The following is a 14,322-nucleotide window of genomic DNA, read 5'->3' as shown; positions in this document are numbered from 1 at the left end:
AGAACCGCCATTTATTAATTATAATGCCTAATTTTTCCTATTTTCGATCAATTCGTCAAAGTCGGTTAATAGCTCATTTTCAGAAGCAGTACGCCCTACAAAGTGGATATCTTTTAGTCGGTAAGTACTGGGTGTCTCTAAAACATATCCCAATTCAGCCATTCGCTTTATAAAAGGATCATGATTTATACATTCTACGATTATCGTATAATTTTCCCCTTTTATTATGAGCTTACGAAGAACTTCATCCTGGATAACTAGTCTGTGAAGTTGTTTATCGTATGGAGATAACTTATAAACCTGGGTTAACAACAAAGGACGAACTTGCTGACTATTATAGACAAGTTGCATAAGTTGTCTTTTCCAATCCTCTGGCATGGGCACCGTAAGACTTTGGTGAAATTTGCTGATGGAATTCAATAAGTCTTCCTTATCTTGGCAAGATTTGATTATTTTTTCTACATCCAGAAGTAGTGCATTGTCTGTTGCAAATTCACTGGTCCAGTGCCTAAGCCTGTCAGCAATTAACCTAAAATTCCCTATTACTTTTAGGCACTGCTTTTCCGTGTCCCACTCACAGGTGGTTGGCCTGGCCGCCGCCGGCGCCGTATAGTCACTTCGTCCCAAAAGTATGTGCTCCCCTAACGCTGTCAGCCGGCAGGCGGAGAAACTCCCTTCATGCATATCTTTCGGATTGTCAGGGAATAAATCTTTATTAGCCGGGTCATAGGCTAGTTCTACTAAGCCCAGTGACGCGGCGATCAGTAAAACACTTGTAATGGCCTGTCTGGTAATAATTTTCTGTTTTTCTATATTGTGGCTCCTGGTATATTGAAAGGCAGTCAAATTAGAGAAATTAGGTTGTAACTCATGTATAATCCCCTCGCTTAATAAACTAAGGCCTACTAAATTACAACTGGCATTTCGCTGGATATTGTCGAGTGTCACCCATTGGCCTGGCGGCAATGTTTTAGGAATATTCAATATACTGTCATAGGCAGGGCCATTACAAAAGACATTATGCACTTTTCTAAGACCAGTATATGGAAAAATAAGGGGTTCAAGCATCCTAAAGCTGATTCTTTTCGTATTCAAAAATACTTCCCCAATCACCTTTGGGGTTATTTCAATAGTGGTTTCTTTTGTTGGTCTTCTAGTAAAGCCCGCCAGCATCATTAACTTTATATAACCGCAGTCATTGGGAAAGGTTTTTAACTGAAGTTTTTTTTGCGCAGATTTTAAGGAAGGGATATTTAAGATGCCCTTATCGTTTATTTTTATAATATCTTGCTGCAAATAGCTGATGACATGTGGCAGTTCTTCGTAAACAGCCGCTTCAAAATTAAAAATTAGCCAGTGTTTTGCAATGGTTATTGGGACTAATTCGCCTGCTTTAGGCATCTCCAAAATGACACTAAAGGCGCGGCGCAGAAAATGAGGCATACTAAAACAAACCTTACGAAATGCAATATCTTCTGTTAGCGTTTTGATATAACCTGGTGCAATACCGTACGGATACCAATGAAGAAATGGCTTCAAGCGACTAAATGCCTGTTTTATGTAAACAAATCTGTTTTGTTTATCACGATACTCAAATAAATCTGTTTTGTAGATAGCTTGTGCCGCCTCATAGCTAACAACACCTTCCCAGGTAAACAACGAGAATAATTGCTGGTCCTGAAAGTTTAGCTGATCGTAATAACAGCGAAGCAGCTTTTCATCAGCATAAAATCTGGCGACTAGCCGAGCCTTATCTTTTTCGCGGACCATTGATGTTCCATTTTTTAGAAAATTATGGAGTGTACTAAATGCGGGAATTTGTTGCAGTTCACTTTTATGGTGGTTAGCCTGAACAAATTCAGCTATCGGACCAAGTAAAATATCCTGCATTTCTGTTTCGTTGACAGCAAATTCAATTAAATTGTATAGATCAGTTTCCTGGTTCATCATTTGTTTAAGATTCTTGCTACTTGAAAATATTGGCAAAATCCAAAATCTTTCGAAAGGAGCTTTTAGTAGTTTCTTTTAATTATATAGCCATTATTCTGAGCGCCTTCGGTTCCTAAATGCCACTTTCAAATTAGCACTTTTAACTGCTTGTTATATTGTTTAGTCTTGTGTAATTGAGCCAACACTAACCAAGAATAAACTGGATATCCTCCTCTGTCATTAATTTGATGGAGCCGCTTCCGCCCTGTGAGTCAGCTGCTATCAAATCATCTACCAGATTGCTTTTTAGCTCTTGTAATTGCAGTATCTTTTCCTCAATGGTGCCTAGTGTAATCAACTTATAACTTTGAACCTTGCTAGTCTGGCCGATGCGGTGAGCACGATCAATAGCTTGATTTTCAGCCGCCTTATTCCACCAAGGATCAAAAATAAACACCATGTCAGCAGCGGTCAGGTTCAGACCTGTCCCACCTGTCTTAAGTGTCATAATAAAGACCCTGATTTCTGGGTCGTTTTGGAATCTGTCCACAAGCGATTGCCGATCTCTGGTACTTCCAGTCATCGTAAGGAATCCAACACCTTGTTTATCCAGTGCTTCACTGATACTTTCTATGGCATTCAGATAATTGACAAAAATCAAGATTTTATGGTCGTTGGCGATAGCCTCTTCTAGTTGCTCCATCAGTGCCTCCAATTTAGGAGAGGGAATACGTCCTTCAGAACGAGCTTCAGGAATGGAAGCTATTTGGCGGAGCTCATTCATAGCCTGAAATATAAAAAACTGTGCCTGCTTGATGCCCTTTGCCGCCACCTGTTGGTCAATGGCGTCTTTATAAAACAGCCTTCGTTGTTCATAAAAGCGAGCCTGAGCACTGTTCATCTCCACATAAATCGTCTGCTCTTGTTTGTCAGGTAGATCTGTGAGCACATCTTTTTTTAGTCTTCTAAGGATAAATGGATATATTTTACGTCTGAGTTCTGCCACAGCTTCCCGGTCGTTGTTTTTCTGGATAGGGTAAAGGTAATCACTATTGAACTGATCAGCCGTTCCAAGCAAAGCTGGGTTCAAAAAGCGAAACAGTGCAAAGAGTTCGCCCAGGTTGTTTTCCACGGGTGTACCGCTGAGCGCCAACCGGTGGCGGGCACTGAGTAGCAAGACTGCCTTATGTACCTGGCTGTTGAGATTTTTAATGGCCTGCGATTCATCTAAAATGCCATATAAAAAGCTTTGCTCTTTCCATAGTTCAATATCGTTTCTGAACATGCCATAAGTAGTCAAAATAATCTGATGATCCATGGCTTGATCTATATCCCTGTTTTGACCGTGCCAGGTATAAATTGTAAGCCAGGGCGCAAATTTATTCAGTTCACTGCGCCAGTTAAAAAGTAGCGACCTGGGCATGATGATAATTGAGGGAGGAAGTGCCTGTTCATCTATCGATTCAGATAACTTTTTGTTAGTTTTTGATTTAGTTTTGGTTTTTGTTTGAGCCTTTTCAACTTTCTTTTTTCCATTTGCTGCCTGGCTATCTGGAGCGCCGCCGTAGGCGGCTGCTAGAACTGCAATAGTCTGAATGGTTTTACCCAGCCCCATGTCGTCTGCCAGGCAGCCTCCGAGTTTATGCTGCACCAAATAACTCATCCATTGAAAGCCCTGTACCTGATAGGGACGCAGTGCTGCTTGGATTTTTGGTAAAACAGCTCCGTCTTCATTGATCTTGTTTAATCCCTGGTAAACTTCTCTAGCCTGCTTAAAATGATGGGAACGTTGTTTTTCCTCAATTAATTCTTCAATGGCTGGTAGGTCAAAGAAGGAAACCGAGATCTCTCCTTTTTTGTTCTTATTTTTTTTAAAGAGACGCTTTAATCGGTTCATATATTGCTCGTTGACCAGCGCATGTGTACCATCAGTTAGCCGAATATAACGCTGTTTTTCGTATTGTTGCAAGGCGTCCAATATGGAGACTTTCTGGCCATCAAAATCCAGATTAGCTGTACCGGTGCCTTCCAGAAAATCAATATTATGCCCTAGCGTTAGATCAAGTTTTGGCATGTCGACCTTGATTTTATATGCCTTAAGCTTTTCGCTACCAATAAGATCGTAATCAATAATGAGGCTCGGCAGTTCATTATATATAAAGGGGCCGGCCAGACTTTCGTGTAAATAAAATTGCTGTCCTTGAATATCAAGAAATTCTGAAGATTTCTTTTTGCCTTTGGGTGCGTGTTTTTTTAAGCTTTCCACTACTCTTGAAACATAATGTTGAATATCAAGTGGTGCTATTGGTGAAACACTGATCGTTTTCTCCATTTCGTTGATAGTGGCCATATGGCTGACATTATACTGATCCAAAAAACCAATGGGTGCACTATGGAGGTTTTGTCCGATGCGCAAGGTTAAATTTTGGTTTTCATCAATTTTTTCAAAAATGATCGCAGGTCTGGTTTGCAAAGGCTCATTTTCCAATTGAACGCGAAAATCAGGAAGTTCCAATTGAAAACCCTCCAGATAAGTATACAATAAGGATAAATATTGAGTGAGGTCCTGTGGAACAATCCGCTCCGCATTGAAAATGCGGACCTGATTAAAAAAAGAACCAATAGGTTGAGTCTCTATAATGATATTATCCTTGGGTAATAAGGCGTAGTTTTCTGTTATAAACCAGAAATGGTGAATTCGTCCTTCTATTGTAGATACTTTGGATGATATTCCTGCCGCTGGTTGTAATAACAAATTAGATTCATAAGCCTGAATTTCAGACTCACTTGCAGAATTGAGCTTTTTTGCTTTTTCTGCATTAATTTCATGGTCACTGCTGTTGTTCTCCTTTTTGGAAATGCTATTATTTGATTTTTTGGGATTAGCCAGCTGAGGATTTAGTACAACTTTAAGTATAGCAGGAGAGGGTTTATTAGTTTTGCTTTCCCAAGCAGACATTATTGGGTTTAAGTCTATATCCACCAAAAGACCACTACGGAGTATTGGCTCTACTAAATGGGGATATTCATGTAAATAGAGATGATTGCCAGGATTCTCCCAGTCAATCAGAAATGCATTTTTATCAGCGATAGAATTAATGGATTTTATCAGATTGCGGAGTGAACCTGTAAAGGCTGTATAATCTGGTTGGATTTCCTGACCCTGTTTATCTGTAATTTGAATAAAGGTGCCTTTATCATCCGTATCTAATTTAATGTATATATCGCCAGGACCATAACCTGATTGGTGTTGCTGTAATTCAAGCTCCTTTTTTTGTTGACGGAGGATTTCAAATAAAGACATAACTGTTTATTATTATATATTCAAATCCGGGTTTGGATAAAATTTCAATTCTTTTGATTGGCCTTTTACAACTAGTTGAAGAATAATATATTACTAATCAACCCTTTAATTGAAAAAAGCAAGGCAAAAATAACAAATATTGAGTTGGATATAAAATTGTGGTGCACTTGGATGGGATCTGTGAATAATTTGTGAATAATAATTGAAAGGTAGATTAGACAAAATGCCCCTTTTAGAAGGCTACTTCATTCCGATAAGCTGCCAAATCTATCTTTTTTTAGGCACATTTGGCGGATAATTTTTTAAATAGCCTGCCAAATCTATAAAACCGGGCAAGTTATTTTCGGTATAAAACCCTAGAAGTTACTAATACTATTTGGTAGTTTCTAGCCATCTTTCATGCGCTGGCCCTTATATAAGAATAGGATGAACCGCTAAAAATTATTTATAGCGATAATGTCAATAATATTTCCTGGCTTAGACAAAAGATTTGCAAAACCAAATATCAAAAGGCGGAAATCAATATAAAACTATTTGATAATATTTAAAGAGCTGCAACTTGGCTGGAGATGAATAAACATGGAACGAAGGTGCTACAATGGAATACGGGATCTTGGGGCAGATGCCATCTGGTTAAGGAAGAAAATAAGTTATAAGCCTTTAGCGAAATTTAGAGAAAGCAATGTTCATCCCTTTCTTTTAAACTTGGCTGATTTGACCTTTTGTTATTATGAATTCTGTACAGTGAATATGCCTTTTAAAATTAAATTGGTAATCACTAGCGAACAAAAAATTTCTAACTAATTTATTTGCGATCCTGAATAAACAGGTGAATTTATTCTGCTTTTTATATATTTTTATTTGTAAAATAAGAAAATTCAAATTATCATTACAAAAAAACAATGAAATTATCACTGGTTAAACACAGATATAAAACAGCACTTCAATTAAGTATCGTCTTCTTTTTACTGTTGGCTCAAAATAAAAGTATTGCCCAAAAGGTGCAGCACAGTGTTGAAATACAATCTCCTGATAAAAAATTGCAAGTACATATTGTTCAACTGCCTGATGAGCATATTACATATAGCTTTAAGGCAAATGGCAAAGAACTGATGACGGATTCAAAATTGGGTTTGCAACAGGCAAAATCCAAGTCTGAAGAAGTGCATTGGGTAAATTTTTTTAAAAAATCTGTAAAATCTGTCTGGAGACCTGTATGGGGCAAGAGATTGGTTGTCCCTGATGTCTATAACGAAGCCACAATCGATCTCTCAGCGTATCAAATAAAATTTAGGGTATATAATAACGGTTTTGCCTTTCGTTACGAAGGAGCCAAAATCGATAGTGAGTTTACAGAATTTAAATTTGCAGGTGATTATACCGCCTGGTATTATAACGGTGAAAACGCAAATATTGGCCCCGAAAAACTAAGCAAAGCTACTGGGTTACGTAGACCAGTAGTGACAATAAAGGCAGATAATCGTAACTTTATGGCAATTCATGAAGCAGATTTACAGGGCGGTCAACCACTAATTTTGCAAGTGGTCAAAAATAATCCAAACACTTTTGCAGTTGATTCTAAGCGAGGCCAGGCTTGGCGTGTATTGATGTATGGTCAAACACCGGGTGCACTCGTCGACTCACATCTTATTGAACTTTTGAACCCACCACCTGCAGTTGATAAGAAAACAGGGAAAATTATTGACTTCTCCTGGGTAAAGCCAGGCGTTGCACTTTGGGATTGGCGGATCAATGGAGCAGTAACTGACAAAGGCTTTAAATATGAGATGTCCTGGCCTTCCTGGAAGCGCATGGTAGATTTTGCCAGCGAACAGCATATAGGTTCTTTGGTACTCGATGCAGACTGGTATGGCCCCGAATTTAACAAGGATTCAGACCCTACCAAGGGCGGCAAGGTGGAACAAGTGCATCATCTTATCAATTATGCCAAAGAGAAAGGTGTTGGCATCTGGCTCTATTTGAATGATGTCGGCGGAGATGCATACCCATTAGAGCAAACACTGCAGCAATATGGCAGATGGGGTGCTGTAGGAGTGAAATATGGTTTTATGAAAGGAAGCCCTGAACAGAAAAATGTCCGTACACGCATGATTACCCGTTTATGTGCAGAAAATCATTTGATGGTGGATTTTCATGACGATCCTGTGCATCCTTATGGGCAGATGCGCACCTGGCCTAATGCAGTTACAAGGGAGTTTTGCCAGGCACAATCTGATGGTCACCAGGTATTTCAGCCAAGTACTTTTGTTACTTCCGTTTTTGTGAATATGTTAGCAGGTCCTCTGGATATGAGTAATGGGGCGATGGATATGGCGCAAAAGGGTAGGGTCGACAATTCAATGCCAGTCCCTACTACAATTACTGCCGAAGCCGCAAGAACGCTGATTACATTTTCTGGAGCTACTATTATACCAGATATCCCAGAGAATTACAGAAAATATCCGAGTTTATTGCAGTTTATCAGTTCGGAGCGCATGCCTTGGAAGGAAAGTAAGACCTTGGACGGCGTAATTGGGGAGTATATTGTAATGACCAGACAAGCCTCAACAGGGGATTGGTTAATTGGTGCCGCCACTAACGAGCAAGGAAGAGAGATAAATATTTCGTTAGAATTCCTGCCCAAAGGGACTTATAAGGCGATGATCATTCAGGACGGTCAGGACGCTGATTTTCGTTCAAATAAGGAAAGTTCCAGAACTACTCATCTGGAAGTAACCCCTAAGTCACATATTACCTTAAAATTGGCACCAGGAGGAGGTGGCTGTGTATTACTTCAAAAAAAATAGATTTCTGCTTTTTAGTCGCTATAGATTTTAAGAAAGACACAGGAACTAAAAAAATAAAGTTGACATTCCTGCGCAAAATGGTGAAAAGTATCGCCAAGGAGGTATAAATAACAAAAGCCTGGCAACAGCGCTGATTTATAAGCGCTGTTGGCCTTTTCATTCCTAATAGTTGAAGACAGATCCAAACTTGAATCATGTTAGGATCTGTTTCGCATATTACGGATACCTAGTAGGCTACAATAATTTTCCCTTATAACAAATTTATAAATACATAAGGCAACCACGTTTCTATTAAAACCATTTAAGCTTGCGTGCTAGCCATTTGCGTATAATTTTAAAAATTAATTTTTTCTCTAAATTACTTTGCCTATAATGCTTCTGGAGGCAATTCCCGGCAATAACGCTAACCTAAGACGCTGAATCCAGGCAACAAGCCCCGTTTTGTAATCACTTATATCTGTCTGTTTATTTTATATTCGTCTATTAAACTGTGCAGTAGCGGCTGGAGAAAATCAAGCTTTCATCCTAATGTATTGCATGCTGCTCCTGACTTTTATTAAATTTATCTACTGCTTTTTTCCTGCCTTTTCTTATACTTTTCCGATGCATACATATTTATGGCAAAACAGTAACCCGGTTAATAGATACAAAGAATTCAGTCGGACAATTGCTGCTGCTCCTTTTGTAGCAATTAAGCGAATTTATTTTACAATAGTTAATTTACCTGCTATTGTAGGCTGCTGATAGAATACACTTTATCCCTTCGCCCTTAAAAAACTAATGCGCAATGTTATAATTAATTCTCTGCCATATTCAATATATAAGAACCTAAATACAAAAAGCCATTGGAAAAAGTATTGCGTTAATAAAATTAAAACAAATATCAAAATCTATAAAAAATTGCCTGTTTTTCTGAACCAGGTTAGTTAACGTGCATCTAATTTCGAGTTATGAAAATGTAATAAAATCCAATAAAAAAACGATGCTTGGGGCAACCAAATTGACTATAGTCATTTTTCAATCCCAACAATATTTTACAGTGATATTGATGATTGAAAATCAATTACTAAGAGGATTAATTGCATATTTAACGTAGCGTAATTTGGTAAGGCAACAAAACTATTATGTCATTAAAAAACAAAAAAATCAGGATGAAATCACATTTGAGATACATCAAAATTTTATCTATTTCGATTGCTGCCGTTTTTATAATGTCCTTTTTATGTATGGGCAAAGCAAGCGCCGCATATAATTATCAAAAACCTGGACAGCAAATTACTGGACTGGTAACGGATACGACGGGCACCCCTTTGGCTGGAGTAAGTGTGTATGCAAAAGACGATAGCCGTCACGGTACGATTACAGATCCAAATGGTAAATTCGTACTAACCATTTCACAGGGATCGATTATTGTTTTTAATATGACAGGTTATGATAGTCAGCAACTACAGGTCACTGATAGTTCTAATTATCATATTGTTCTTCGTGCCTCCACCAATGATTTACAGGACGCCGTCGTTATCGCATTTGGCAAAGAGAAAAGGGCGGATGTTGTTGGTTCTGTAGTCTCCGTAAATCCAGCTGACTTGAAAGTGCCTGCAAGTAACCTGACTACAGCACTCGCCGGTAAGATTCCAGGTATGATTGCCTTCCAAAGAAGTGGCGAGCCTGGTGCGGATAATGCCAATTTCTTTGTACGTGGTGTTTCCACTTTCGGAACTGCGTCAAGTCCTCTGATTTTGATTGATGGTGTCGAATCAAGTACAACAGATCTGGCTCGTCTGCAGGTAGATGATATTGCCAGTTTTTCAGTGTTGAAAGATGCAACAGCTACCGCACTTTATGGTTCAAGGGCGGCGAATGGCGTCCTGTTAATCGCGACAAAACAAGGGAAAGCGGGAACAGTACGGATTAATTTTAGAGCAGAGAATTCAGTTTCCGCGCCCACCAGTAATGTCGAGTTTGCGGATCCTATTACATATATGAATTTGGCCAATGAGGCTGCTTTGACTAGAGATCCTTTAGCGCCGCCGCCTTATACTGAAGAAAAAATTGACAATACGATTTCGGGCGTTAATCCATATGTTTATCCAACAAATGACTGGCGAAAATTAATGTTCAAAGACCAAACCACCACGCAGCGTTTTAATTTGAGTCTGAGTGGTGGAGGCGGCGTTGCGCAGTATTATGTCTCTGGCTCATATAATAAGGATAATGGCTTGATGAAAGTGGACAAACGTAATAACTTTAATAGTAATATCAGTTTAAATAGCTATTCACTTAGATCTAATATTGATGTAAATGTCACCAAAACCACAAAACTTACCTTACGACTTAGCGGCTCTTTTGATGATTACAATGGTCCGGTAGGTGGCTCAGAAGGGGTAAGTGTAGGAACGGCTTTGTATAATGAGGTAGTGCATACCAATCCCGTATTATTTCCTGCCTATTATCCGGTGGATTCTGCGCATAGCTATGTAAAACATATCCTTTTCGGTAACTATGGCAATGGTGGTTATTTAAATCCATATGCAGATATTGTCAAGGGGTATCAACAATATTCCAGGACCCAGTTGCAATCACAACTTGAGTTTAATCAGGATTTTGATTTTTTGGTGAAAGGGCTGTCTTTTAATGCGATGCTGAATATTGGTCGTTATTCCTATTTTGATGTCAGTAGGCAGTATAACCCATTCTATTATACATTACAGGGTTATAATGTACTGGACAACTCCTATCTGTTAACGGAACTTAATCCGACTACAGGAACTGAGTACCTGAACTATTCGGAGGGTAACCGAAGCCTTTCTACTTCTTTATACCTTCAGACCAGAGTCAACTATACGCATTCTTTCAATGGAAAGCACAATATAAACGGGATGTTGGTTTATATGGTTGAAAATCGCCTGAATGCGAATGCTGGAAGCCTACAGCTTTCGTTACCTTATAGAAACCTGGGTTTATCTGGTCGGTTCACCTATGACTACGACAAGCGTTATTACCTGGAATTTAATTTTGGCTACAACGGCTCTGAAAGATTTGACCAGAACCACCGGTTCGGCTTCTTTCCCTCCGCCGGTGCCGCCTGGACCGTCTCTAATGAAGCCTTCTTTGAACCTTTAAAGGATGTTGTCACTAATTTAAAACTTAGAGCTACTTACGGGCTAATCGGAAATGATGCAATTGGGTCAGGCGATGACAGGTTCTTCTATCTCTCAAATGTAAATATGAATGACGACCAAAAAGGGGCCACATTCGGTACAGACTTAGCTCACTCCTTAAATGGTATTTCTATATCCAGATATGCGGATCCCAATATAACCTGGGAAACCTCTACCCAGAAAAACTTCGCCATGGATTTATCGCTTTTTGGCAGCGTAGATATCACTGCCGAATATTATACCCAAAAAGGAAAAATATCCTGATGAATAGAACGGTTCCCGTTGAATCTGGCTTTTCAGCACCTATCAGAGCCAATGTAGGTGAAGCAGAAGGCAGCGGCGTGGATCTCTCCCTGAACTATAAACAGAGCTTTAATAATTCCCTATGGGCATCTGTTATGGCCAATTTCACTTATGCAACCAGTAAATACACAAAATATGAAGAACCCAAATATGCGGAAGCTTACAGATCCGTCATAGGCAGGTATATCAATCAATATACCGGATATATAGCAGAAAGATTATTTGTCGACGACCAAGAAGCAGCCAATTCACCTTACCAGAATTTTGGTGTCTATGGCGGTGGGGATATAAAATACCTGGACGTCAATAGAGATGGTAAGATTACAGCAGCAGATCAGGTACCAATTGGTTATCCGACCACGCCAGAAATAATTTATGGATTTGGCTTTTCTGTGGGATATAAGGGCTTAGATATATCCGCTTTCTTCCAAGGATTGGCCCATGAATCCTTTATGATTAATGGCGGTGATACCTGGCCATTTGCAGGCAATACTTCAAATAATCAGTTATTAAAGGTCTATGCCGACAGTCACTGGTCAGAGGCAAATCAAGATGTATACGCCCTTTTCCCAAGACTCAGCACGACAGCAAATATAAATGATATTCAATCCAGCACCTGGTGGCTTAGAAATGGCGCATTTTTAAGACTTAAAAATGTGGAACTTGGATATTCCTTGCCAGATAAGCTTCAAAAAGAATACACACTTCAGGATTCAGGCTCTATGTAAACGCCAGTAATCTGTTTACATTTAGCAGTTTCGATCTGTGGGATCCGGAAATGGGGGTAATGGATTAGGGTATCCGGTTCAACGAGTCTTTAATATTGGTTTAAATATCAATTTAAATTAATCTGATTCAAATCCCAGCTTATTTATATTATATAAAAACATTATAATGAAAAATATATATTATCAGGTATTGGCGCTTATCTTTTTACTTACCATCTCATTTTCATGTAAAAAATTTTTGGATATTGTCCCCGATAATGTGGCCACCTTGGATAATGCTTTTGCCAACAGAACAGAGGCAGAGAAATTCTTATTTACCTGCTATTCTTATATGCCCCATAATGGTCAACAAGATGATGATCCAAGTATGTTTGGAACCGACGAATTGTGGCAGGAGGCAAATGCCGCTGGTTATCTCAATATTCCTATGGGATTCCAAAAAATAGTGGATCCATATGGCGATAGGTGGGGGAAGTTTTTTAATGCGATCAGGGACTGTAATATTTTTCTTGAAAATATTGAGAAAGTACCAGATATGAGTGAATCAGAGAGAAGGCAGTGGACAGCCGAGGTAAATGTGCTTAAAGCGTATTATAACTTCTACTTGGTTCGGATGTACGGCCCTATTCCGCTTATGAAAGAAAATGTGCCTATTAATGCGAATGCCTCCAACATAAAAAAGTACAGAGCCCCTGTGGATTCCTGCTTTGGTTATATTGTTCAGTTGTTGGATAATTCAATGGATAACCTGCCGCTTTCGATCAAAAACCCTCAAAATGATTTAGGGCGTATCACCCTGCCCATTGCGATGGCCTTAAAGGCAGAAGTAAGGGTTTATGCCGCCAGTCCACTATTTAATGGCAATACGCAGCAAAATACCTTAAAAGGACCAGATGGTGAATTCCTTTTTAATCAGACATTTTCTCTGGACAAGTGGGATTCTGCTGTCGTGGCCTGCAAAAGAGCCATTGACATTTGTGGCAAGGCCGGCTTCTCCATGTATCGTTTTCAACCTTCATTAACGGAGAGCAGCCTAACGGATACGATTAAAACGCAACTAACCATCAGAAACAGTGTTACACAGCGGTGGAATTCTGGAGTCATCTGGGCAAACTCGCAAGTGAATTCTGGCGCTTTGCAGGCATATGTCAGCACCTGGTGGGATCCTGAATTTCTAAATGGCAATACAGTGACAGGTCATTTGAGCCCTCCGCTTAAAATTGCCGAAATGTTTTATTCTGAACATGGTGTACCTATAACTGAAGACAAAACCTGGAATTATAATGACCGTTATCACCTGCAGGTTGCAGGTGATTCAGATCAGCTATATATCAGAAAAGGACATGTGGGTGCACACATGAATTTTGACCGGGAGCCTAGATTTTATGCAGATCTTGGCTTTGATGGCGGTGTATGGTATGGTCAGGGGGAGTATAATGACCAAGATCCACAAAGCTTATTCTACCTAGAAGGATTAGCTAAACAAAGAAATGGTTACGGGAAAATTGGTATGGGCACAGTTACCGGCTATTTCGTAAAAAAACTAGTTCACTACCAAAATGTTATTGGTGACGGCAGTAATTATTCAATAACAGGTTACCCTTTTCCATTGATTCGTGTTACTGATCTATATCTTATGTATGCCGAATCCTTAAATGAATTCAAAGGGCCAGATACTGAAGCCTTCCAGTATTTAGACTCCGTAAGGGTCAGAGCCGGTATACCTACAGTAAAACAAGCCTGGGATCAATATTCTACCAATTCCTCCGAATACACCAGTCAGGTAGGGCTTCGAAAAATTATTCACCAGGAACGTTTAATTGAGCTTGCCTTTGAAGGAAAGCGCTTTTGGGATCTGCGCAGGTGGAAAGAAGCAACAACTGAAATCAATAAGCCAATTACCTCATGGGATTTACAACAAACGGTACCAGCTGCCTATTATAGGCCTGTTACTGTCTATAATACAAAGTTTAGTTCCCGGGATTATTTCTGGCCCATTGCCGAATCCACCCTGGATCTTAATACAAATCTTCAACAAAATTTAGGCTGGTAATAAATACTGTGTATATATAAAAAATAATTGAATTAAG

General features: G+C 39.3%; 6 protein-coding genes. 4 read left to right on the top strand and 2 right to left on the bottom strand.

The features are described 5' to 3' along the window. Positions 1 to 27: 27 nt before the first annotated feature. Together FSB73_RS20370 and FSB73_RS20365 are read right to left on the bottom strand one after the other, a co-directional pair. On the bottom strand, positions 28 to 1,950 hold the full coding sequence (locus FSB73_RS20370) for a hypothetical protein (RefSeq protein ID WP_146786508.1): 1,923 nt from the start codon (positions 1,948 to 1,950) through the stop codon (positions 28 to 30). 184 nt (positions 1,951 to 2,134) lie between these two features. Continuing rightward, positions 2,135 to 5,233 carry a DEAD/DEAH box helicase gene (locus FSB73_RS20365; RefSeq protein ID WP_225974217.1) on the bottom strand — a complete coding sequence of 1,033 codons (3,099 nt, stop codon included), beginning with the start codon at positions 5,231 to 5,233 and terminating at the stop codon, positions 2,135 to 2,137. 902 nt (positions 5,234 to 6,135) lie between these two features. Between FSB73_RS20365 and FSB73_RS20360 the strand changes: the two genes are divergently transcribed. The 4 genes from FSB73_RS20360 (at position 6,136) to FSB73_RS20350 (ending at position 14,285) form a co-directional block, all read left to right on the top strand. Then, the gene (locus FSB73_RS20360) at positions 6,136 to 8,040 is read left to right on the top strand and encodes a glycoside hydrolase family 97 protein (RefSeq protein ID WP_146786505.1); all 1,905 of its coding nucleotides are present in this window, start codon (positions 6,136 to 6,138) and stop codon (positions 8,038 to 8,040) included. A 1,226-nt stretch (positions 8,041 to 9,266) separates the two neighbouring features. Then, positions 9,267 to 11,465, top strand: coding sequence for a SusC/RagA family TonB-linked outer membrane protein (locus FSB73_RS20355; RefSeq protein ID WP_225974216.1), 2,199 nt, complete (start codon positions 9,267 to 9,269; stop codon positions 11,463 to 11,465). Next, positions 11,465 to 12,232: a SusC/RagA family TonB-linked outer membrane protein gene (locus FSB73_RS25740; RefSeq protein ID WP_225974215.1), complete on the top strand. Its 768-nt coding sequence runs from the start codon at positions 11,465 to 11,467 to the stop codon at positions 12,230 to 12,232. The genes FSB73_RS20355 and FSB73_RS25740 overlap by 1 nt, the downstream gene beginning before the upstream one ends. 166 nt (positions 12,233 to 12,398) lie before the next feature. Next, a complete protein-coding gene (locus FSB73_RS20350; RefSeq protein ID WP_146786503.1) occupies positions 12,399 to 14,285 on the top strand; it encodes a RagB/SusD family nutrient uptake outer membrane protein in 1,887 nt (628 codons plus the stop codon). The last annotated feature ends 37 nt before the right edge of the window (positions 14,286 to 14,322 follow it).

The organism is Arachidicoccus ginsenosidivorans (assembly GCF_007971385.1).
GTDB classification, from domain to species: Bacteria; Bacteroidota; Bacteroidia; order Chitinophagales; family Chitinophagaceae; genus Arachidicoccus; species Arachidicoccus ginsenosidivorans.
The sequence above is the reverse complement of the archived record's forward strand: the minus strand, read 5'-3'. Positions and strand labels throughout refer to the sequence as shown.

Coding starts and splice junctions, on each gene's coding strand:
- FSB73_RS20370 (WP_146786508.1), bottom strand. CDS start 1,950: ATGATGAACCAGGAAACTGATCTATACAATTTAATTGAATTTGCTGTC.
- FSB73_RS20365 (WP_225974217.1), bottom strand. CDS start 5,233: ATGTCTTTATTTGAAATCCTCCGTCAACAAAAAAAGGAGCTTGAATTA.
- FSB73_RS20360 (WP_146786505.1), top strand. CDS start 6,136: ATGAAATTATCACTGGTTAAACACAGATATAAAACAGCACTTCAATTA.
- FSB73_RS20355 (WP_225974216.1), top strand. CDS start 9,267: ATGGGCAAAGCAAGCGCCGCATATAATTATCAAAAACCTGGACAGCAA.
- FSB73_RS25740 (WP_225974215.1), top strand. CDS start 11,465: ATGAATAGAACGGTTCCCGTTGAATCTGGCTTTTCAGCACCTATCAGA.
- FSB73_RS20350 (WP_146786503.1), top strand. CDS start 12,399: ATGAAAAATATATATTATCAGGTATTGGCGCTTATCTTTTTACTTACC.